General features: G+C 70.2%; 17 protein-coding genes and 1 pseudogene. 9 read left to right on the top strand and 9 right to left on the bottom strand.

Translation table 11 applies throughout. The annotated features are described in order from the left end of the window. Window positions 1-24 precede the first annotated feature (24 nt). Window positions 25-459: an SRPBCC family protein gene (locus ACWF82_RS00535; protein ID WP_452496534.1), complete on the bottom strand. Its 435-nt coding sequence runs from the start codon at window positions 457-459 to the stop codon at window positions 25-27. 39 nt (window positions 460-498) lie between these two features. After that, window positions 499-1,269 (bottom strand): hypothetical protein, encoded by a 771-nt coding sequence (locus ACWF82_RS00530; protein WP_452496532.1) that lies wholly within the window; start codon window positions 1,267-1,269, stop codon window positions 499-501. A gap of 165 nt (window positions 1,270-1,434) precedes the next feature. Here ACWF82_RS00530 and ACWF82_RS00525 point away from each other — a divergent pair, with 165 nt between their 5' ends. Together ACWF82_RS00525 and ACWF82_RS00520 are read left to right on the top strand one after the other, a co-directional pair. After that, complete coding sequence (locus tag ACWF82_RS00525; RefSeq protein WP_452496530.1) at window positions 1,435-2,598, top strand: sensor histidine kinase; 1,164 nt, start codon at window positions 1,435-1,437, stop codon at window positions 2,596-2,598. A gap of 115 nt (window positions 2,599-2,713) precedes the next feature. Then, a complete protein-coding gene (locus ACWF82_RS00520; RefSeq protein WP_452496528.1) occupies window positions 2,714-3,379 on the top strand; it encodes a response regulator in 666 nt (221 codons plus the stop codon). Between the two features lie 10 nt (window positions 3,380-3,389). Here ACWF82_RS00520 and ACWF82_RS00515 read toward each other — a convergent pair whose 3' ends face one another. Further along, the gene (locus ACWF82_RS00515; protein ID WP_452496526.1) at window positions 3,390-4,292 is read right to left on the bottom strand and encodes a hypothetical protein; all 903 of its coding nucleotides are present in this window, start codon (window positions 4,290-4,292) and stop codon (window positions 3,390-3,392) included. Window positions 4,293-4,488: 196 nt separating this feature from the next. Here ACWF82_RS00515 and ACWF82_RS00510 point away from each other — a divergent pair, with 196 nt between their 5' ends. Then, window positions 4,489-7,275 (top strand): protein kinase domain-containing protein, encoded by a 2,787-nt coding sequence (locus ACWF82_RS00510; protein WP_452496524.1) that lies wholly within the window; start codon window positions 4,489-4,491, stop codon window positions 7,273-7,275. A gap of 175 nt (window positions 7,276-7,450) precedes the next feature. Here the strand turns inward: ACWF82_RS00510 and ACWF82_RS00505 are convergent, their stop codons facing one another. From ACWF82_RS00505 to ACWF82_RS00495, 3 genes are read right to left on the bottom strand one after another with little or no spacing between them, the layout of a single operon-like run. After that, entirely contained in the window at window positions 7,451-9,943 is a 2,493-nt protein-coding gene (locus ACWF82_RS00505) for an FtsX-like permease family protein (protein WP_452496522.1), read from the bottom strand. After that, window positions 9,940-10,653 carry an ABC transporter ATP-binding protein gene (locus ACWF82_RS00500; protein WP_379310362.1) on the bottom strand — a complete coding sequence of 238 codons (714 nt, stop codon included), beginning with the start codon at window positions 10,651-10,653 and terminating at the stop codon, window positions 9,940-9,942. The genes ACWF82_RS00505 and ACWF82_RS00500 overlap by 4 nt, the downstream gene beginning before the upstream one ends. A gap of 36 nt (window positions 10,654-10,689) precedes the next feature. Then, entirely contained in the window at window positions 10,690-11,013 is a 324-nt protein-coding gene (locus ACWF82_RS00495) for a hypothetical protein (protein ID WP_452496519.1), read from the bottom strand. Window positions 11,014-11,169: 156 nt separating this feature from the next. Here ACWF82_RS00495 and ACWF82_RS00490 point away from each other — a divergent pair, with 156 nt between their 5' ends. The 3 genes from ACWF82_RS00490 to ACWF82_RS00480 all read left to right on the top strand — a co-directional run bounded on the left by ACWF82_RS00490 (window position 11,170) and on the right by ACWF82_RS00480 (window position 16,569). Beyond that, window positions 11,170-12,495: a sensor histidine kinase gene (locus tag ACWF82_RS00490; RefSeq protein ID WP_452496517.1), complete on the top strand. Its 1,326-nt coding sequence runs from the start codon at window positions 11,170-11,172 to the stop codon at window positions 12,493-12,495. Further along, window positions 12,492-13,181 carry a response regulator gene (locus ACWF82_RS00485; protein WP_189024594.1) on the top strand — a complete coding sequence of 230 codons (690 nt, stop codon included), beginning with the start codon at window positions 12,492-12,494 and terminating at the stop codon, window positions 13,179-13,181. Before ACWF82_RS00490 ends, ACWF82_RS00485 begins: the two co-directional genes overlap by 4 nt. Window positions 13,182-13,281: 100 nt before the next feature. Continuing rightward, window positions 13,282-16,569, top strand: a complete 3,288-nt coding sequence (locus ACWF82_RS00480) for a protein kinase domain-containing protein (protein ID WP_452496515.1) — start codon at window positions 13,282-13,284, stop codon at window positions 16,567-16,569. A gap of 12 nt (window positions 16,570-16,581) precedes the next feature. Here ACWF82_RS00480 and ACWF82_RS00475 read toward each other — a convergent pair whose 3' ends face one another. The 3 genes from ACWF82_RS00475 to ACWF82_RS00465 form a co-directional block, all read right to left on the bottom strand. After that, window positions 16,582-17,088: an NADPH-dependent FMN reductase gene (locus ACWF82_RS00475; protein WP_452496513.1), complete on the bottom strand. Its 507-nt coding sequence runs from the start codon at window positions 17,086-17,088 to the stop codon at window positions 16,582-16,584. A 56-nt stretch (window positions 17,089-17,144) separates the two neighbouring features. Next, window positions 17,145-19,466, bottom strand: coding sequence for an FdhF/YdeP family oxidoreductase (locus tag ACWF82_RS00470; protein WP_452496511.1), 2,322 nt, complete (start codon window positions 19,464-19,466; stop codon window positions 17,145-17,147). Between the two features lie 537 nt (window positions 19,467-20,003). Next, complete coding sequence (locus ACWF82_RS00465; protein WP_452496510.1) at window positions 20,004-20,291, bottom strand: hypothetical protein; 288 nt, start codon at window positions 20,289-20,291, stop codon at window positions 20,004-20,006. A 176-nt stretch (window positions 20,292-20,467) separates the two neighbouring features. Here ACWF82_RS00465 and ACWF82_RS00460 point away from each other — a divergent pair, with 176 nt between their 5' ends. The 3 genes and pseudogenes from ACWF82_RS00460 (at window position 20,468) to fdhD (ending at window position 22,203) form a co-directional block, all read left to right on the top strand. Further along, window positions 20,468-21,037: an FUSC family protein gene (locus ACWF82_RS00460; protein ID WP_452496508.1), complete on the top strand. Its 570-nt coding sequence runs from the start codon at window positions 20,468-20,470 to the stop codon at window positions 21,035-21,037. Window positions 21,038-21,278: 241 nt separating this feature from the next. Then, window positions 21,279-21,380 (top strand): annotated as a pseudogene (locus tag ACWF82_RS00455) (DUF1345 domain-containing protein); the annotation flags it as partial. Window positions 21,381-21,393: 13 nt separating this feature from the next. Continuing rightward, window positions 21,394-22,203, top strand: a complete 810-nt coding sequence (fdhD, locus tag ACWF82_RS00450; protein ID WP_452496506.1) for a formate dehydrogenase accessory sulfurtransferase FdhD — start codon at window positions 21,394-21,396, stop codon at window positions 22,201-22,203. The last annotated feature ends 11 nt before the right edge of the window (window positions 22,204-22,214 follow it).

Below are 22,214 nucleotides of genomic sequence, written 5' to 3'. Positions count from 1 at the left end.
AATCGGCCTGGCGCACCCCGTTTTTCAGATCTCGGTCGCCCGCTTGCCGACGCCGGCGGTCATCGCGGTGAAGCCCGCGCGCAGGTGCTTGCCGAGCGCGAGGTTCACGACGGGGCTGAGCCATCCGGCCAGGGTGAACCGCGACTCGTAGCGGCAGCGGCCGGGGCCGAGCGGCACCACGGTGTGCGAGCGCAGGCTGTGCAGCGCGCCCAGCGGTACCGGCTTCATCGTGTAGCTGAACTCGACGCCGGGGGTGTGCGTGCGAATCCACTCCCGCTGCGGACGGCGGTTGCCGCCCAGTTGCACCTTCATATCGATGGGCGAGCCCGGCTCCAGCGTGCTCGCCGCCTCGTAGCAGAAGGTGTTCCATTCGCCGTAGCGACCGAAATCGGTGAGAACCTCCCACACCTTCTCGGCGGGGGCGTCGATCTCGATCGTTTCGTCGATAGTGAGGGCCATGCGTGAAAACTAGGACATGTTCTAGTTTTCGGCAAGCATTCAGGCGAGGCGGCGACGCCGTTTGCGCAGCGCGTCGATGATGACGGCCGAGGCCGCCGTCACCGCGAACAAACCCAGCACGGTCCGCGCCAGCGGCCACAGGTTCGGCCGGTCCGCCGGGTCGGTCGTGGCGAAGACGTTCTCGACGACCGGGGCCCCGTACTCCTGCCTGCGCGAGTTCACGTCGACCGCGGTGAACGCGATATCGGCCATGACGCCGCAGCGGGCCCGGGAGAACTCGTCGTCGCGCAGCTCACAGGCCGCGTGGATGCGCCGGTTCAGCGCCGCGTCCACCGAGCGGCGGGCCCAGGCACCCAGCGGTTCGTCGACCCGCTCGGCATAGCGCAGCATGTCGTAGCCGAGGTCGTGCGCCATGCAGGCCGGGCCGAACTCGGCGGGCAGTGTCACCGGGGAGGAACAGCTGCCGTTCGGGTTCACCAGCAGCCCGTCCTGCTGAGCCGGGTCGTAGCCGAACTTGTAGCCGAAGTCGAGCGGGATCAGCGCGGGAGCGTCGGGGTCGTCGTCGGTGAGCGCGCGGACCACGGCCGCGGCGGCCGCGTTCTCGGTGCCACCACCGGGCGTGGTGCCCATGGCGCCGGGCGCCGACATGACGACGGCGGCGGCCATGGCCAGGCCGGCGGTGCACAGGGCGACACCGCTGCGGCGGCGGTGCGCGGCTTCGGCCGGGCTGCCGGTGTGCGACGAGGCGGAGGCGGAGACGGCGGTACGGGCACGGCGAGCGGCGGGTACCGGGCGAAGCGGGGTTTTCATGGCCTCCGACGGTAAGGAGCGGGTCCCGCCGCGGGCATCCCGCTGTGGACCGGTTCTCGGGGCGCGCGGGCGGGTGACCCGGCGCCGGGGTCACACCAGGGTAGGGGGTGCGAAATCGCTCGGCGGTATGAGGTCCGCTGACCGGACGGTTCGTAGGCTCGAGCAATGCCCGGACAACTGCGCCCCGCCGCGCGCCGCGTCAGCGCGCGCACCTGGTTCGACTTCGCGACGGTGGCGGTCGCGCTGACCCTCTACAGCATCGCCTGGCCGACCCTGTTCGTCACCCACGACGTGGCGGCGGGCCTGGCACCGCTGCTTGCGGCGTTCGCGGCGTTCCCGATCCTGCTGGTGCGGGTCAACCCGTCGCTGGGCTGGGCCATCTCGGCGGGCGCGGCGCTGCTGTTCTCGGTCATCCTCCAGCCCGCGCCGGACAACGATCTACCGTTCCAGGTCGTGCACGTCATCGTGCTGTTCGTGCTGCTGTTCGCGGTGGCGCTGCGGGCCGCGGTGCCGATCGTGGTGGTGGCCTGGGCGGCGCAGTCGATGCTGTTCGCGACCACCATGCCGGGTTCGGCGGAGGGCCCGCTGTGGGGCTGGGTGGTCGGTTTCGGCGCGCTGGCGCTGTTCGGCTATCTGCTGCGGATCGTGGTCGCCTCGCGCCGCAAGCTGGAACGGCAGGAGGAGGTCACCGAGCTCGAACGCGCGCGCAGGGCCATCCTCGAGGAGAAGGCCCGGATCGCTCGTGACCTGCACGATGTCGTAGCCCACCACATGTCGATGGTCGTGGTGCAGGCCCAGACCGCGCCCTACCGGATCACCGATCTCGACCCGGCGGCGCGTACGGAGTTCGAGTCGATCGGCGCCACCGCGCGCACCGCGCTCAACGAGATCCGCGGCTTGCTGGGGGTGTTGCGCAGCGACGGGCAGCTGCCCGAGCACGCGCCGCAGCCGCGGGCGGTGGATGTGCCGGAACTGTGCGCGTCCGCGCAGCGTGCGGGTCTGCCGGTCGAATGGACCGTGACCGGTGAGCTCGAGGCGGTCCCCGAGACGACCGGGCTGACGATGTACCGGGTGGTGCAGGAGTCGATGGCCAACTCGGCCAGGCACGCGCCCGGCGCGCCGGTGCTCGTCGCCGTGGCCGTCGCCCCCGACGCGGTGATGGTGACCGTGCGCAACGCGCCGTCGGTCACCCCGTCGCGCCCCGGCGCGGGTGGTGGGCACGGCATCGACGGCATGCGTTCCAGGGTCGAGGCGGTCGGCGGTTCGCTCGCCGCGGGTCCCACCCAGGACGGCGGCTTCGAGGTGTCGGCGAAACTGCCTACCCCGTAGGAGTAGCTCCGTCGCGAAAGTTCGAGGAAGGCTTCGCGTCCGCGCCCACCAGGCGTACCTCCGCTCCGGCCAAGACTGTGGACCGTCAGACGTCGCCGCACACTAGGGTGGTCGAGTGGCAATTACGGTTTTGATCGCCGACGACCAGGCGATGGTGCGGCAGGGTTTCGGCGCGTTGCTGGCGGCCCAGCCCGACATCAGCGTCATCGGGGACGCGCCCGATGGCAAGGTCGCGGTGGCCGAGGCCAAGCGATTGCGGCCCGACGTGGTCCTGATGGACGTGCGCATGCCGGAGATGAACGGGCTGGAAGCCGCCCGCGCGATCCTGGCCGCCGGTTTCGATCCGCCGGTGCGGGTGCTGATGCTCACCACCTTCGACATCGACGACTACGTCTACGAGGCGCTGAGCCTGGGCGCGAGCGGGTTCCTGCTCAAGGACGCGCCCGCCGAGGAGCTGGTACGGGCGGTGCGCGTGGTCGCCGACGGCCAGGCGCTGCTGGCGCCGACCATCACCCGCCGGTTGATCGCCGACGTCACGCGCAGGCGCAATACCGTGCGCGCGCCCGCAGCGCCCGCGTTGACCTCGCTCACCCCGCGCGAGCGGGAAGTGCTCGAGCTCGTCGCCAAGGGATTGTCGAACACCGAGATCGCCGAGGCGCTGTTCGTGGCCGAGCAGACCGTGAAAACCCATGTCTCCAAGGTCTTCTCGAAGCTCGGCCTGCGCGACCGGGCCCAGGCGGTGGTGCTGGCCTATGAATCCGGCCTGGTCGTCCCCGGCTGAGCGGGGACGCTCAGCGCGGGCAGACGCCGCCGCGCAGCTCCGGCAGGTGCCGCGACAACAGCAGCGCCAGCCGGTCGAGCAGGGCGGTGGTGTCGTCGAAGGTGCCCGAATCTGCTTGTGCGGCAAGGGCGACCGCCAGCCGGCCACTGCCGACCGGCACCAGCCCGAACTGGCGCACCGTGTACACCCCGGTGTCGTCGTCGGGACCCCAGCCGCCCTTGAACTCGGTGTCGTCGAGCAGGCCGAGACCCCAGCCCTGCTCGGGCGTGATCTCGCCCATCAGCTGGGTGACGACCTCGGTCTGCGGCAGGCACGGCAGGCGCGAGGCGAACCGGACCTGGTTGGCCAGCGACCATTCGGTGCCGCCGAAGGAGGTGTAGTCGAGGTGGGTGCGCAGGCTCTCCTTGCCGGGGCTGGAGATGTCACCGGCCTCGTCGAGCACCTGCTGCACGGCCTCGGCCGCTTCCTCCCCGTCGCCGAGGGATTCCCACAGCCCGTAGGCGGCGTCGTTGTCCGACACCGTGATCGCTGCCTGCACCATCTCGAAGATCGACTGGTCCTGATCGTGGCGCAACGCGGCGACGGCCAGCGGCACCTTGATCGTCGACCAGGCGATGCCGGTGGTCCAGTCGCCGTAGATCGTCATCCGGCCACCGCCGACCGGCATCAGCGCCATGCCGACCTGCCCTGGCAGCTGCGACTGCAACTGGGTGAACTCCGCGGCCAGCGAATCGGGCAGCATGATGGACAGGCCAGGGTGCCAGGCGTCGTCGCTGTTCACGGTCACCGTGGGAGCGCTCACGGCCGCCTGGGTGCCGGGCATGGCACACGAGACGGCGGACAGTGCGGCCGATGCCAGCACCACACTGTGCAGCAGCCCGCGCAAGGCAGCCGCCTTTCCGGTCGACTTCACCACCGAATCCTCCCCACCACCCACTGCGCGTCGGCGCCCTGCTCCGGCGGTGCAAACTACTCGTCGAGCGCGCCCGGACGATACCGGACGACAGTTAGCAAGTTTCACCGATTTTCGGCGAGAATTCGAATGACGGTGGTCACGCCGCTGTGCGGGTGCCATGCTGGTCCGCCACAGGCGCCGGAAGGGGGTCGCAGTGCTCGATATCGGTGAGGTGTTCGCCGGGTTCACTGTCGAGCGGATGCTCGGCCAGGGCGGCATGGGAACCGTGTATCTGGCGCGGCATCCGCGGCTGGATCGGATGACCGCGCTCAAGCTGCTCAACCGGGACCTGTTCGCCGACGAACGCATTCGCGCGCGGTTCGAACGGGAGGCCGATCTCGCGGCCGGGCTCGACCATCCCGGCATCGTCACCGTCTTCGATCGTGGTGCCGAGGGCGAGCAGTTGTGGATCAGCATGCAGTACGTCGACGGGGTCGACGCCGCGACCGTCGACCCGATGACGCTGCCGCCCGAGCGGGCCGTGCAGATCATCGAAGGGGTCGCCGACGCGCTGGACTACGCGCACGGCAGGGGAGTGCTGCACCGGGATGTGAAACCGGCCAACATCCTGCTGGCCCGATCCAGCGGCGGCCAGGGCGAGCGGGTCTTCCTCACCGACTTCGGCATCGCCCGCCTGCGCGCCGATTCCACCCACCTCACCCAGCAGGGCATGTTCACCGCGACGCTGGCCTACGCGTCCCCCGAACAGATGACCGGCGCCGAACTCGACCACCGCTCCGACCAATACTCCCTGGCCTGCGCCCTGTATTGGCTGTTCACCGGCATCGCCCCCTTCGACTCACCCGACCCCAACGAGATCATCCGCGGCACCCTCTACCTCAACCCCCCGCCCCTGGCCCTGCGCCGCCAAGGACTCCCGCCTGCCCTCGACGCCGTCCTGGCCGCCGCCATGGCGAAACACCCTGCGTCGCGGTTCGATTCGTGCGCCGCCTTCGCCAAGGCCGCCCGCAAGGCCCTCACCTCCAACACCCCACCAGCCCTGCCTCACCCCCCGGCGGCCTACTACCCGCCCACCCAGCAACCGGTCCCGGTTTCCCCGGCCGCCTTTCCGCACCCCGCACAGCCCCCGGCAATGCCTGCTCCCGGCTACGCGGGTAACCCGGCCCCACCGATCCAGCCTGTGCCGCAGGGCAATTGGCACCCCTCCCAGCCTCCGCCCGCTCCCGCGGGGCCCGTTGCCGCCCAGCACGCTCCTGCCGCACCACCTTTCGTCCCCCAGCCGCCGGCCCAATCAGCGCCACCTGCTCAGCCTGCGCCGCCAGCCCAATCACCGCCGCCCGCCCTGCCGGGCGCGGACACGAGGGCGCCTCGAGCACGGCCTGAGCCCGGCAGCGTCGCGAGGAATCCCGCGGGTGACATCGATACAGCGACCGAGGTATCCGATTCGGCAGCAACCGATGTCGTGCCGGTCGCGGAATCCGGACGGTTGGATGCGGCGAACGCGACCGCCCCAACGGACGTGACGCCGATCGCGGCACCCACCGGAACGGATGGCTCGGGTCAATCATCCAGCGCTGCCGCAGATTCCGAGCTCGTCGGCGGCGGTGGGGGATTCGCGGAGGCCGTAGGTGGTCGGGAGGAAGACTCAGGCAGCAGTACCGGAGGAGCGGCGGCCAGAGGTGGGGCGGTCGGTGCGCCCGATTCGGCGGACAAGCCGTTCGAGATGGGTGGTGTCGATGCGCCGGTCGCCACGTCGGTGGGCGACGTCGGCGATGGCGTGCGGGCGGATGACGGTGGTCGCCCCGGTGACCTGCTGAACATGGGAGACCGAGATCCGGGGGCCGCCCAGGCGTCGAGCGCGGGTAGTGAGCACGCACTTGGTGATCCGGGGCGAGTGCCCGGAGACCCAGGATCAGCGCAGCCAGGATCAGCGCAGCCAGGGACAGCGCAGCCAGGATCAGCGCAGCCAGGGACAGCGCAGCCAGGATCAGCCCAGCCAGGGACAGCGCAGCCAGGATCAGCCCAGCCAGGGACAGCGCAGCCAGGGACAGCGCAGCCAGGATCAGCGCAGCCAGGGACAGCGCAGCCCGGATCGGCCTCCGGGGCCGCGCAGGGCCCGGTGCCAGCTGGTGCACCGGTCCATGGTGGGCACGCGCCGGAGTCGGTGCGGTCGGCTATGCCGGGAGCGGTCGCTGGACCGGGGGTCCCGCCGAACCAGGGTGCTGCTCCCGCTGGTCCGCCGATGGGGCTGCAGGGGATGGGGCGTGGGCCGTGGGTCGGTCCGCGGCGGCCCGCGCCGCGACGGATGTCCAGGCTGCATCGGGTGGGGTGGTTGTTGCTGGTGGCGCTCATCGGGGTGCTGGTGGCTCTGCTGGTGGCCTTGGTGGTCGTGGTGTTGCCCGATGGCGACGAGGACGACGAAGCCGCCGGTGTGGCGCCCAAGACGCCGTCGAGTTCGGTGACGGCGGTGGGGGATTCGTTCGCGGCGAGTCGGCGGGTGTTTCCCACCCTGGTTCCGCAGGGAGAGGTGGCGGAGGGGCAGGGGTATCGGGGTGCGCGGTGTGCCGCGGTGCGCGGGGTGAGTGAGCTGGAGTGGAAAGAGCCCGCACTGCAATGGAATCCGATCAGTGTGGGCTGGCAGTGCGAGCGGACCGACAACAATGCCGGTTCCGTGAGCTATCTGGTGCTGGAGTACGCGACTGCGGCACAGGCGCGTTCGGTGGTGGAAGCGATGCCAGCGGCGGTGAAGTACCCGGGGGACAAGGACGGGGTGCCGTTCTCGTTGCGCCGCTGGGTGGTTCCCGACCAGGCCAGCACCCGCATGCACACCGCGCACCAGGTCATCAGCTTTCCCGGTGACCCGGCCCGCGCGAACTACGTGATCGCGATGAGCCGCCGCGGGAGCAGCGGCACGGGTGGAGCGCCACGCCCCTCGGCTCAGGACGAAGTGATCGCCTGGTGGGAGGAAGTGCCACTGTGACACCATCCACCGGCCTGAAAAGGTAACCGCCCCAGCGCAACTCGGAGCGCCGCCCCAGCACGACCCGCCCGGTTGGCAATCACCACGCGGCGTGAGGCTTACCCCACCGACGAGCCTCCCGAGACGAGACCGTCGCAGCGCCTGCGCAACAGCGCTGACACTGCGACGGCTGACTTCAGTCCACCGCCAGCGCCGCCACGATCGGCATCCGCGCGGCCCGCAGCGCGGGCGGGATCGAACCGAGCAGCGCCAGACCCAGCGCGACCGCGCCGTAGACGACCAGCAGCGGACTCGGCTGGTAGACGATGTCGATGGTCATCGCGTGCCCGATCGCCACGGTGCCCAGGTACTGCACCGCCGCGCCGACCACGAGTCCGATGGCCGCGCCGATGAATCCGATGCCCGCCGCCTCGGCGAGCACCGAGCGCAGCAGGAACTTGCGGTTGGTCCCCATCGCTCGCAGCACGCCCAGTTCCCTGCGCCGCTCCAGCACCGACAGCATCAGCGTGTTGAGCAGCGCCACCGTCGCCACCAGGACCACGATCCACAGGATCATGTTGCTCATCGCCGCACCCTGCTGCACGCTCGACGAGATCGCCTCGACCATGCTGGCGCCGGTGTCGACGTGGATCTCCTGCGGCACCGCGGCGCGCACGGCGGCGCGCACCGCCTCCGGGTCGGCGCCGGGCTCGAACCGCACCGACAGGATCGTCTCGCCGGGTCGCTGATACCACTCGCGCATCTGATCCAGATTCATCATCACCACGCCGGATACCGCGGTGAAGTACGGAATCACCTGCAACACGCGCACAGTGCGCTCGCCGGACGGGGTGGGCATGGTGAGCTCGTCGCCCACCGCGAGGTGCATCGAACGCGCCACGTCCCTGGTCACGACGACGCCTTCCCCTCGCTCCATCCGTTCGATCACTGCCTTGTCGACCGCGCCGAGCCGGACCTCGTCCTCGCGAGCCGGATAGCCCTGCAGCATCACCCGCCCGCTGCCGACGGTCGCGAACGCCATCTGCGCCGGACTCACCTGCGCGACACCGGGCACCGCGGCGACCCGCTCGGCCACATCCGGCGGCAGTACCGGCCCGGTCGGGAACTGTTCTATCGGACTGGGACTCACATACAGGTCGGTGTCGCCGAGGCTCTCGAACGACTCGGTCGCCGAGTCGACCATATTGCCCGATGCCCCACCGAGCGCGACGACAGCCGCCACGCCGATCATCACCGTCATCGCCGTCGCCCAGACGCGGCGTGGCGCCCGCTCCAAGGTCGTCGCGCCCAGTGCTCCCGGCGCGCCGAACCACCGGGCGATCCCGGCGGCGCCGCGCACGATCGGCCCGGTCGCGGCGAAGCTCAGCAGCACGGCCGCCGCGAACGACGTCGAGATCGCGGCGAGCGAGAGCCGCCCGAGATCGAGGAACGCCAGCGTGATGGCCGCCGCGACGAAGCCGGCACCACCGGCCAGCGCCGCCCAGCGCAGGACGGCACTGTCGGCGGCCGAGTGCCCGGCCTCCACCGGCGCGAGCGCCTCGACCGGAGCGACCTTGTATACCTGCCGCGCCGCGATCGCCGCCGCCAGCACCGTAGCCACGACGCAGGCCGCGATCGCCACCGGCACAGCGTAATCCGGCACCATGAACTCGGTCCGTGCTTCCACCGACTGCACGATCGCCGCTGGCAGGCGCCCGATCGCGACCCGGCCCATCACCGCACCGATCGCCGACCCGATGACACCGCCGATCAGCCCGAGCAACGCCGCCTCGACGAGCAGATCGCGCACCATCGGACCACGCTGTCCGCCGATCGCGCGCAGCAGCGACAGCGTCGGCCTGCGCTGCGTCACCGCCATGCTCATCGCGTTGTAGATCAGGAACGCCGACACCATCAGCGCCGCCGCCGAGGACATCAACGTGGAATAGCGCATGATCTGGATGGCACCGCCCGCCTGCGCGGTCCGCAGACTGGGTTCGGCGACCACCGCGCGCCCGTCGACCACGGTGGTCAGCGCGGCCCGCAGGGCGGTCACGTCGGTGCCCGGGGTGGGCAGGATCTGCACCGAGTCCAGCTTGTCGACCCGGTCGGTGAGCAGCTGGGCCAGCGGCAGCGGCGCCGCGACCAGGTGACCGCCGTTGAGCCGGTTGGTCGCCTCGTCGTCGAGGATGCCCGCGACTGTCGCGGTGCCCCACCCGATGGGGATGCTGTCGCCGACCTGGTAGCCCATCGCCGCGCCGACCAGCACGCCCTTCGGCGTGGTGAGCAGTGCGGTGGTGTGCTGCGACATCGGCTCGGCCAGGTCGCCGCCGAGCGCGGCGATGTTCTGGTCGGCGCCGACAAGCATGGCCCGGTCGGGGCCTGCGCCGAGCGTGCTGCGCAGCATCGGAACCGCCTTGGCGACACCGGGTGTCGCGGCGATCTGGGTCAGCAGCGACTGTTCGAATCCGGCGTCGGTGATGCCGGTGATCTCGAGGACGGCGTCGCCCGCCAGGCCCTGGGTGAGCCGGTCGACCGACCCCGTGACCGATCCGGAGATGCTCAGCACGGCGACCAGCAGCGCGGCCGAAACCGCCATCACCGCCGTCGACATGATCGTGCGGCCGGGATGGCGGATCAGTTCGCCGATATTGAACAGCCGCAACCGATCCCACATGGCCGCGATCATGCGTCCACCCGCTCCGCCACCAGGTCGTCGGCGTCGATGCGCCCGTCGTGCAGCGTGATCACCCGGTCGCAGTAGGCGATCGCGCCCATGTCGTGGGTGACCATCACCACCGAATTCCCCTGTGCGGTGATGTCTCCCAGCAGGGACAGGATCGACGCACCGGTCTTGGAGTCGAGGTTGCCGGTGGGTTCGTCGGCCAGGATCAGCGGCGGATCCATGATCAGCGCGCGCGCCACCGCGACGCGCTGCATCTGCCCGCCGGACAGTTCCGCGGGCCGGTGCTGCGCGCGGTCACCGAGGCCGACCAGGTCGAGCAGTTCCAGCGCTCGTGGCTTGGCTTTGCGTAATCCGGTGCCGTCCAGCAGTTTCGGCACCGCCACGTTCTCCCACGCCGAGAGGGTGGGCAGCAGGTTGAAGAACTGGAAGACGAAACCGACCTGCTGCAATCGGAACGCGGCTTGGGCGTCTTCGTCGAGATCGCCGATCTCGGTGCCGCGGAAGCGAATCGAACCCTCGTCGGGCCGGTCCAGTGCGCCGAGCAGGTGCAGCAGGGTGCTCTTGCCCGAGCCGGAAGGCCCGATGATCGAGGTGAACTGGCCTGCCTCGATCCGCATGCTCACCTCGTCGAGCGCGCGGACCTGCTGTTCGCCGACGCGGTACTGCTTGACCACCCGCGTCAGCTCGAGCATCGGCGAATCGTTGTCCGGCATGTCATGTCCCCCATGGGTTTTTGGTTGGACGGGAATTCAGCGCGCGAAGGCGCGGGTACGCGTAGTCTGCACGGTCGCCGCTCGCGCGTCGAGAAGTGCACGCAGCGCGGGCTGTTCGGCCGCAAGTTCCAGATAAGCCTCGACGGCCGTATGTCCTTCGAGCTCGGCCTGTTCGAGTTTGGCGCGAAAATGATTGTTCCAGCGGTAGGACAGGGCGTGCAGCAATCCGTCGATCCCGCCGAAGAGCCGGTCGATCCCGGGGAGGCCGGCGAACAGGCCTGGGTCGTTCGGGTCGATCGCTGCCCTGGCGAGCACGGTCTGCACGATAGCAGTGCGCTGATGCTGATCGGTCCAGGTCATGGGCTTCACCTTCCGTGAGCGATGACCCAAACGCTACGGACGCGGGTCACCCGAATCGTCGTGCCGGGGACCCGACTTCTTCTCCTACCCGGGTAGGAGAAGGACACCGTTCGCGGGACGATGACGGGCCGACGGCTCGGCGGCTAGCCTTACCCCATGGAGGTGAGTCACGCCATTCCCGCGAGTATGGCGGGCCGGACGAGTCGCTGGCGGCGGCTCGCGGACCGGCCGCGGGCGGGGATGCGGCGGCTGCTCGCTACCGTGGCCGAGCGCATCGAGTCGCTGCCCTACGACTACCCGCCCGCCGTCATCATCGGCACCGACCTGGCCCTGCTGGTGATCACCGGTGCCGCCGTGATCCAGCGGCATTCCTACTTCCCGAGTCCGCTGCCCCTGATAGCGATGGCCGCCGCCTTTCTGCCGATTCCGCTGTTCGCGATCTTCGGGGTCAAGCCGCACCCGATACTGCTGAAGGGCTCCGCACTGCTCTCGTGCGCACTGTTCCTGTTGCAGCCGGTCAGTGCCGATTTCGCACCGTTCGTGCTGGTGCTCGTCGCCGGCGAGGTGGCCGCGGTCGCCTCACGCGGGATCACCCTGGGGTTCGCGCTGGTCGCGATCCTGCAGCTGGTCGCTTTCGACCTCGCGGGCCACGTGCAGTGGGGCACCGAGGGGCAGCGATTGGAGGGGCTGCCGATGTATGTCCTCGGCATCCTGCTCGGTGTGTTCGTCGGGGTGATGCTGCAATACCAGCGCCGTTTCCTCTATCAGGAACGTGAGAACCAGGCCATTCGTGCCGGTCAGGCCGCCGACGAGGAACGGCGCCGGATCGCGCGCGAGGTGCACGACGTGATCGCGCACTCGCTGTCGATCACCCTGCTGCACCTGACCGCTGCCCGGCGCGCGCTGCAGACCGACGACGACGTCACCGAGGCCGTGGACGCGCTCGTCGACGCCGAACGCCTGGGCAGACAGGCGATGGCCGACATCCGCCGCACCGTCGGCATGCTCGACACCAGCCCCGCGCTGCTGGCGCCCGAGCCCAGCGCCGCCGATATCGACGAACTCGTCGGCGACTACCGGCGCGCGGGGCTCATCGTCGACTACGCCCGCACCGGGGACCTGGCCGTCATCGAGGGCACCGTCGGGCACGCGCTGTACCGGATCGGGCAGGAATCGCTGGCCAATGTCGCCAAGCACTCGCCGGGCAACGCGGCGACGGTGCGGCTCGATGTCAGCGCCGAGGCGGCCACGCTGGTGGTGACCAATCCGCTGCCGCTCGGCCCGCCCCCGCGGCACGACGTCGGCATGGGTGTGCGCGGCATGCGCAAGCGCACCGAACTGCTCGGTGGGTCGATCACCGCGGGCGCCGTCGACGACGGATGGACGGTGCGCGCCAGGTTCCCGCTCAAGTCCGGCCCGTGCTCGACGATCACGGCCATGCTGCCCGGCATGCTCAGAACCAAACCACAGGAGGACATGTGACGGCCGCCGCGCCGATCGAGAACCCGGTGTCGGTGCTCGTCGTGGACGATCAGGAACTCGTCCGCGGCGGGCTGCGCCGGATCCTGCGCCGCCGCGACGGCTTCACCGTCAGCGAATGCGCCGACGGTGACGAGGTGGTGGCCGCCGTCGCCGCCGACCGTCCCGACGTGGTGCTGATGGACCTGCGGATGAAGCGGGTGGGCGGTATCGATGCGACACGGTTGCTGCGCGCTCGCCCCGACGCGCCGCCGGTACTCGTCCTCACCACCTTCGACGACGACCAGTTGCTCTCGGGTGCGCTGCGCGCGGGCGCGGCGGGGTTCCTGCTCAAGGATTCACCCGCCGAGGACCTGATCCGCGCGGTGCGCACGGTGGCCGCGGGCGGCGCCTGGCTCGACCCGTCGGTGACCGGGCGGGTGCTCACCGCCTACCGGACCGTCAAACCGGCCGGGACCCGCACCGACAGCAGGCTCGGCGAACTCACCGCACGCGAGTACGAAGTGCTCGAATTGATCGGGCGAGGCCGGGTCAATAGCGAGATCGCCGCCGAACTCGGTATCTCGGAAGTCACCGTGAAAAGCCACGTAGGGCATATATTCGGCAAGCTGGACCTGCGTGATCGAGCCGCCGCGATCGTGTTCGCGTTTGACCACGGCGTGGTGGCACCGGGAGAATCCTCCTTCTGACGAGCAGGTCTTCGGGCATGCGAGAAGTGGGAGGCGGACGCTGGTGCAGGCACCTGGGTCACGGACGGGGAGCAGGTTCGGTCCGTACGAGTTGCGGTCGATGCTGGGCAAAGGCGGGATGGGCGAGGTCTACGAGGCCTACGACACCGGCAAGGACCGAGTGGTCGCCCTGAAGTTGCTGGCGGAGGAACTCGCGCAGGACCCGGCCTATCAGGTCCGGTTCCGCCGGGAGTCGCAGGCGGCGGCCAAGCTCGCCGAACCCCACGTCATCCCGATCCACGACTGGGGCGTGATCGACGGGGTGCTGTTCATCGACATGCGCCTGGTCCCCGGCACCGATCTGCGGAACGTGCTGCATACCGGTGGGCCGATGAGCCCCGATCGCGCGGTCGCGGTGGTCGAGCAGATCGCCGCCGCACTCGATGCCGCGCACGCGGGCGGTCTGGTGCATCGCGACGTGAAGCCGGCCAACATCCTGGTGACACCCGCCGACTTCGCCTACCTCGCCGACTTCGGCATCGCCCACACCGAGGGCGACAGCGCGGTGACCCAGGCCGGGATGGCCATGGGCTCCTACATCTACATGGCGCCGGAACGCTTCGACGTCGGCCCGATCTCGCACCGCGCCGACGTGTACTCGCTGGCCTGCGTCCTGCACGAGTGCCTCACCGGCGCCTCGCCGTTCCCCGCGGCCAGCATGAGCGTGCTGATCCGCGCGCACCTCTCCGAGACGCCACCGCGCCCCAGCGAGATCCTGTCCGGCCTGCCCGCGACCCTCGACGAGGTCATCGCGCGCGGCATGGCCAAGGACCCGGCCGATCGGTACCCGAGCGCGGGTGCGCTCGCGGTGGCGGCGCGGGAGGCACTGGCCGCGGCGATACAGAGTGGTGCGCCGATGCGGGCGCCCGGGTATCCACAGCCCGGTGGGCACGGGCAGGTCGGCGGTGGGCAAGCTCCCGCCGATGCCTTCGGTGCAGGTGCAGCTGGTGCCGTATTCGGTGCCGCAGGCGCGGCGGCCGGAGCTGGCGCATCCGCTACCGCGGGCGCGGCGTTCGGTGCCGCGCCCGGCGCCCGTCAGATGCCATCAGGCCCGGTGCCGGGACGTGACATGCCCGGCGGCTTCGCTGGAGGCGCAGCCCAGAATGTGCCGCCAGGTGCGACGACTGGTGGGCGCGCTGTTCCTGGTGGCGCGCCTGCCGGTGCCACGACGGGCGGCCGCAACGTTCCTGGTGGCGCGCCTTCGGGTGCGCCTGCTGGACGCAACGTCCCCGGCGGGGCCCCTGCGGGTGCGACGACGGGCGGCCGCGCTGTGCCCGGTGGCGCGCCTGCGGGTGCGACGACCGGCGGCCGCGCTGTGCCCGGTGCGCCGGGGGATGATGCGGCGGAGCCTGTTCCCACGCCGACCGGTGAGTTCCGTGTGGTCGGCGCGGTGACCGCGACCGGCGGCATCGAGACCTCACGCAGCCAGACGAGTGCGACCGGTGCCCAGCCGACGCTGATCATCCGTCCGCCTGCCGCCGCGCCAGGCCCGGCCGAGACCACCGGTTTCCACCGCGTCCCCGTCGAGGGCACCGGCGAGATCTCCATCCCCGCGGTGATCCAGCCGACCGGCCCCGCCGAGATCCGCGCCGCCGACACCCATTTCACCCCGCTCCCGCCCGCGGACGCCACGGCCACCGCCGCACCCGAGCCCCCGCCGGCCTACACCCCGGACCAGGGCCTCCCGAAGATGCGCCCGTTCCCCGACGCACACCTCTACGACGGCGCCCACCCCGGCGAATCCTCCGCCCCGATCCCGACCTCGGCCCCGCCGTTCCCCGCACCCACCGGTTTCATCCCGCCCTCCGACACAGGCAGACAGGCCCCACTTCGCCTCGACGCACCGTCGGGCCCGGTCCCGCAACGCTCCGCCCCCACCCAACGCTTCTCCGGCGACCCCCAAGCCCCCGGCGAGCAGTACGCCCCAGGTTCGTCGAACCCGAACCCCCGCTTCGCCCCCACCCAGCAGGACGGCCCCCCGACCCCGAATGAGGACCCCCGATTCGGTTCTCCGGCAGATCGATTCGACGACGGTCCCGCCGACCTGTTCACGCCGCCGACCGAGCAGTACGCCGGACATCCGGCGCCGCCCGGAGCTTCGCAGCGGTTCGACGGCGCGGACGAGGATGCCCGATTCGGTTCTCCGGCAGGGCAGTTCGGCGATGAGCCGTCGAGCTCGGCCGCGCGGTTCGCTCCTACGCAGAAATTCGACGGCGACCTTGCCGGCCCGGATGCCCGATTCGGTTCTCCGGCAGATCGATTCGACGACGGTCCCGCCGATCTGTTCACCCCACCCACCGAGCAGTACAGCGGTCGCCCGGTGTCGGCCGACGACCCGCAGCGATTCGCGGCGACGCGGCACTTCGGTGCGCCGGCGGGGGACTTCGCGCCGCCCACCGAGCAGTACGACCCGGCGGCCGTCGACGCGCAGCGGTCGGCCGCGACGCAGCACTTCGGTGGTGGGGGTGAATTCGCGCCCGCGACCGAGCAATACGACCCGGTGGGTATCGATGCGCAGCGGTCGGCACCGACCCAGCACTACCAGGGCACGCCGCCCGGAGCCGACCGATTCGCGGCGTCGACCGAGCACTACGACGACCTGGATCCGCAACGGGCACAGGCGACTCGGCAGTACCGGGGTGGCGCTGCGCCGTTCCCCGCGCACCAGGCGCCGGACGATCCGGCGCGGTCGGCCGCGACCAGGCAGTACACCGGCCCCGCGCAGGATGCCTACGCGCAGCAGTACGACGATCCGAACAATGCCTACGGCGACCACGCCTACCGTGATCCGGCCTACGGGGCCGACCCGTACGATCCCGGCTACGCCCCGGAACCGTCCTGGCAGCAACAGGATTCGCGCCGCCAGCGCTCCGTGCTGCTGCCGATCCTCGTCGGTGTCCTCGCCGTCGTGGTGCTGGCCATCGGCGGTGCGATCGGCTGGCGGCTGATGTCGGCAGCGGACTCGGCGCAGACCACGAGCGCCGCGCCGAGCTCGGCCGTCCCTGTCGGTGGTGCCGGTGGCGCCGTGGCCACCACGGCCCCCCGCGCGACCACCGCGGCCCCGACCACCTCGGCGGGCCCGGTCACTCTGCCCGCCGGTGCACAGCCCTGTGAATCCGGCAGCGCCAGTGGTGCTTTCGGCAAGGTGGCGGTGGGCAGCACGGTGACCAGCTGTGGCTTCGCCGAAGCGGTCAGGGCCGCCTACGCGAGCGGTGGCTCGGGCACCGGCCCCCGGTCGGTGGTGGCGGCGAGCCCGGTGACCGGTCGCACGTACACGATGAACTGCGTGCCGGAGGGCAAGCTCGTCACCTGCACCGGTGGCGAGAACGCGGTGGTGTACGTCTACTGACACGAACCGGGCTCAGCCCGCGGACGCCACAGCGACCACCGTGTCACCCAGCCGGGTGATCGTGGCCGGATCGCTCCACGAGCCGGTGATCGACACGCCGTCGGCCACCACCTCGGCGCCCGCCTTGCGCAACCGATCCGCCATGTTCTGGTTGACGACCTCACCGGGCCCGGCCGTGATCACCGCGACCGGCTTGCCCTCGACCGTCGGCGCCGGTCCTGACCCGGAATGCGCCAGCCAGGCGATCACGCTCTCGGCCAGCGGCGACACCTCCGTGTCCTCGTCGGCGAACAGCAGCACACCGTCGGCTTCCAGCGTCGAGCGGCGCAGCTGGTTGGCGATCAACGGCCGCCCGTCCTCGGTGTCGAGGTCGGCGCTGTAGGCGGGCAGCGTGTCGAGTTCGGCCAGCGTCACCACGTCGACGTTGTTGCGGACCGCGACCCGTTGCGTCTCGGCCGCCAGTTGCGCGGCCGAGGAACCTTCGCCGGATTCGGCGACCAGTGCGAGAAGATACGACATCGGCCCTACCTCATGGTCTTTCGTGTCTGCACGTTCACAATGCTCTCCTCAGCGGTTCAACTCGACGGTGTGACAGTGACTTTCACGCTCTTCATCAGCGGCTGATCGCTCTCGGTACTGAAATCGCCGATCGCGCACAGCACATTCATCTCCGGCATGTACCCGGCAGCGCAGCCCGGCGGAATGTCGTAGGGGACGACCCTGTACCGGTGCAGCGAGCGGGTCGACCCGTCGCGCGCGGTGCTGGTGATATCGACCTCGTCGAACTCCGTCAGCCCGCGCTCACGCATATCGTGTTCGTTCATGAAGATCAGCGTGCGCAGGTGCCGCACGCCCCGGTAGCGGTCGCTGTCGGAATAGATGCTGGTGTTCCACTGGTCGTGCGAGCGCTGGGTGGCCAGCGTGAGCACACCGGGCGGATTGACGGTGTCCGGCAGTGTCACCGTCGAGAACTCCGCTTTGCCCGACGGCGTCAGGAAGATCAGCTCGCGGGCGGGCTGGCGGATGCGGAAACCCAGCGGCAGCCGGACCCGGCGGTTGTAGTCCTCGAAGCCGGGCAGCACCTTCGACATGGTGTCGCGGATGCGGTCGTAGTCCTCGATGTAGAACTCCCACGGCGTCTTCGTCTCGGGCAGCGCGGCTTTCGCGATACCCGCCAGGATCGCGGGCTCCGACAGCAGGTGCGGCGACGCGGGCTTCTTCATGCCGCGCGACATGTGCACCACGGCCATGCCGTTCTCCATCGACGTGATCTGCGGGCCGCTGCGCTGGATATCGCGCTCGGTGCGGCCGATGCACGGCAGGATCAGCGCGCGCTTGCCGTGGATGACATGACTGCGGTTCAGCTTGGTGCTGACATTGACCGTGCAGCCGCACTTCTGGAACGCCGCGAACGTGTAGGCGCTGTCGGGGGCGGCGGCGACGAAATTGCCGCCCATGCCGAGGAAGAACTCGAGCTTGCCCGCCTGCATCGCCTGGATCGTGGCGACCACGTCGTAGCCGTTCGCGCGCGGCACATCGATCTTGCACACCTGCGCCAGCCGGTCGAGGAATTCCGTGGTCGGATTGTTGGCGATGCCGCAGGTGCGATTGCCCTGCACGTTGCTGTGCCCGCGCACCGGTGACGGGCCTGCGCCCTCGCGGCCCAGATTGCCGCGCAGGAGAAGAACATTCACGATTTCGCGGATCGTGTCGACGCCGTGTTCGTGCTGGGTGATGCCGAGGCACCAGCTGACGACAGTGCGGTCGGAGTCGCAGTAGATGCCCGCCGCCCTGCGAATCTCGTTCTCGCTCAGGCCGGATTGCCGCTGGATCTCGGCCCAGGTGGTGTCCTTGACCTCGCGCATGTAGTCCTCGAAGCCGGTGGTGTAGCGCTCGATGAACTCGTGATCGAGCGCCTTGGGGTCTGTCTCCGCTTCTTCCAGAACATGTTTGGCGATGCCGCGCATCAGCGCGAAGTCACCCCCGATGCGCACCCGCATGTTCATGGTGCTGGTCTTGGTGGGATGGAAGGTGGCCATCGCGGCGAAGTCGTGCGGGATGATCGTTTTGCGCGCGCCCGCCTCGACCAGCGGGTTCACGTGCACGATCTGGGCGCCGCGCTTGTGCGCCTCGGCCAGCGCGGTGAGCATGCGCGGCGCGTTGGACGCGGCGTTGATGCCCATCACGAACAGCGCGTCGGCCTTGTCCCAGTCCTCGATGTCGCAGGTGCCCTTGCCTGTACCGAGCGAGGCCTGCAGGGCGCGACCGCTCGCCTCGTGACACATGTTGGAGCAGTCGGGCAGGTTGTTGGTGCCGAGTTCGCGCACCATCAGCTGGTAGAGGAACGTGGCCTCGTTGCCCAGCCTGCCGGAGGTGTAGAAGGAGGCCAGGTTCGGATCGGGCAGCTCCCGCAGCGCCTTGCCCACCATCTCGAACGCGTCCGGCCAGCTGATCGGCACGTAGTGGTCGGTCTCGGCGTCGTAGACCATCGGGTGGGTGAGCCTGCCCTGGTCTTCCAGGTCGTGGTCGCTCCAGGTGGCCAGCTCGCTGACGGTGTGCTCGGCGAAGAACTCCGGGGTGCAGCGCTTGTGCGTCATCTCCCAGGTGACGTGCTTGATGCCGTTCTCGCAGACGTCGAGCAGCAGGCCGTCGGTCGCGTCGGGCCAGGCGCAGCCGGGACAGTCGAAGCCGTGCGAGGCGTGGTTCATCTCGAGGATGGCCTTGGTCCCGATGAACGGCTCGTGCTCCTTCAAGACCATGAACTTGCCGACGGCCATCGCGGCGCCCCAGCCCGCGGCGGGGTGGTGGTAGGGCTTGACCTTGGGCACCGCCTCCCGATCCGCGGCGCCGCTCGGGCCGCTGTCCGGGTCGTACGGGGTGAACGGACCGTCAGCCATGACATGTTCCCTTCGGCGAGAGTGCGAAGCCTGTCGGTGCCCGCTTGGGATTCTCTACCGCCGAGGTCGCGGAGCGGCGTAGGCCCGTTCCGGCCCACCGGCAGCGTGTCGCGGGAGGCCGTTCGAGTCTGCGCCCGCGCGCCCGCCGCCGCGTCCAAGACCGACTTCCGGGCACCTGACAGGCCCCGTCTATCACGGCAGCTACGGTGCCGAAAATCACCCTCTACCTGCGTCGAGGTGGTTTGACGCGCACGTCGGCGGTCGTGGACGATGGTCCATCGGCCCAGGGGACACCACCCCGTGACCGATCTTCGGAGGAACCACGTTGCGCACCATGTCGACCCTGGCGCGCCCGCCGATGCGACGGTTCGTCACCGACATCGATCACCTGCCCGCCGCCAGGGTGTTCGTCGGCCTGGCGATCCCCGGCCTGGTGCTGATCGCCACGGGCCGCACCGACCTGCTCATCTACGCCGTGTTCGGTTCCTTCACCGGCATGTACGGCTTCGCCGAATCGCCACGGCAGCGGCTGCTCCATCAGAGCGAGGCCGCGGTGATGCTGGTCGGCGCCGTCGGCGCGGGCATCCTGCTCGCCCGCCTGCACGCCTCGCCCGCCGTGCTGGTCGCGGCCGTGGCCGCCTTCGCCGCGGTCGCCTCGCCGATCACCGACCGGCTCGGATTGCGGCCGGAGGGACCGTTCTTCGGGGTCTTCGCGCTCGGGGCGATCGCGATGGTGGCAGGTATCCAGCCAGATCCGCTCCTTGCCCTGGTGATCTGCGCGTGCACCGCGGTGCTGTGCGTCGCGGTCGGCTGGATCGAGTCCATCAGCCGGGAGCGCCGGGCAGGCGCCTGCGTCCCGCGGACGACGATCCCGCCGCACCGGACCGGCCGGATCTCGTTCGTCCAGGCGGGCCGCTACGCGCTGGCGATCTCGATCGCCGGCGGCATCGGGCTGCTGCTGGGCGTCGGCCACGCCAACTGGGCGATGGCGGGGCGCCGCGGTGCCGCTGGCCGCGGCGACCTCCCGCGACCGGATCACCCGCGGCCTGCACCGGGTCGTCGGCACTTTCCTCGGTCTCGCGGTCACCGCACCGCTGCTGCTCCCCGGCCCGAGCCCGGCGATGCTGGCGCTGGCGATCATCGCGCTGCTGTATCCGACCGAGCTGTTCATGGCCCGCCACTACGCGGTTGCGCTCGGGTTCTTCACCCCGCTGATCATGGCCATGACCGAACTGGCCGAGCCTGCCGATCCGCTCACCCTGCTCACCGATCGCGCGGTCGACACGGTGATCGGTGTCGCGGTGGGAATCGCTGTCGCGCTACTGATCCGCGAACCGGCCGCCGACTCGGTGCCGACCTTCGAGACGCCGGTATGCGAATCGTTGCATACTGGCGGCATGGCTGATGACGACCAGTGGTACTACTGCATCAAGCACCATAAGGCCGAACAGGGCAAGACCTGCTGGTACGGCGACCGGATGGGCCCGTACCCCGACCAGGCCACGGCCGAGAAGGCACTCGAGATCGCGCGGGCACGCAACAAGGCAGCCGACGACGCCGAGGACGACTGACCGCGCGAACGGCACTTCGCCCGTGCGCCCGCGGCCTGCTACCGCTCCCCGCCCGCCCTGTCCGAGGCGATCCGCAAACTCGAACACGAGCGGTGCCGCTGGTCCGGCGCGGGGCCACGACGTACTCACCGCCGCGCTCACCGGCACCGCGCGCGAGACCGGCTTCGCCACCGTCGATCGAATGCGGCTATGACGCGGCAACCGTCGAGTACTGTGCAGCGGCATGGGCGCACGCGAGACGATCCGGGCCGTCGCGTTGCGGCACTGCCTGCTGTCGTACGCTTTCGGCACGGTCATTCTCGCGACGACGATCAACCTCGTCGCCGGCTTCGCGACCGGTTGAGCGAGGACACGTGATGAGCAGAGTCACCGCACGGCGCAAGACGACCCGGCTGTCCCCGGCCGGGCGGATTCAGCGGCCCGACACCCTCGCGGTGGAGGAACCGCTCGAGATCCGCGTCGACGGGCAGTCGCTCACGGTCACCATGCGCACTCCGGGCAACGACATCGACCTGGTCCACGGATTCCTCTTCGGCGAGGACATCATCGGCTCGGCCGACGACGTCGTCACCGCGCGCTACTGCGCGGGTACCGACAGCGAAGGGCGCAATACCTACAACGTCCTCGACATCCGCCTGCGCACCCCGGTCCCGCTGCACACCCGCAACTTCCTCACCACCGGCGCCTGCGGGCTCTGCGGCAAGTCCGCGCTCGACGACGTGCGCGCACACACCCGCTACCCGATCCCGCACGACACCGCGATCGTCGCCACCGACACCCTGGGTGGCCTGCCGAAACAGCTGCGTGCCGGGCAGAAGCTGTTCGAGGCCACCGGCGGCCTGCACGCGGCGGGCCTGTTCACCGCCGACGGCACCCTGCTCGCGCTGCGCGAGGACATCGGCAGGCACAACGCCGTCGACAAGGTGATCGGCTGGGCGGTGCGCGAGAACCGGATTCCGGCGCACGAGCTGATCCTCGTCGTCAGCAGTCGCGCGTCCTTCGAGCTCGCCCAGAAGGCGGTGATGGCGGGCATCCCGATCCTGGCCGCGGTGTCGGCGCCGAGTTCGCTCGCCGTCGATCTGGCCGCCGAGTCGGATCTGACGCTCGTGGGGTTCCTGCGGGGCGAAACGATGAATATCTACACCGGTGAACACCGTCTGACCTGAGCGTTTCGCGG

Source organism: Nocardia sp. NPDC055053 (assembly GCF_053608285.1).
This window is presented reverse-complemented; position numbering and strand designations above follow the sequence as displayed.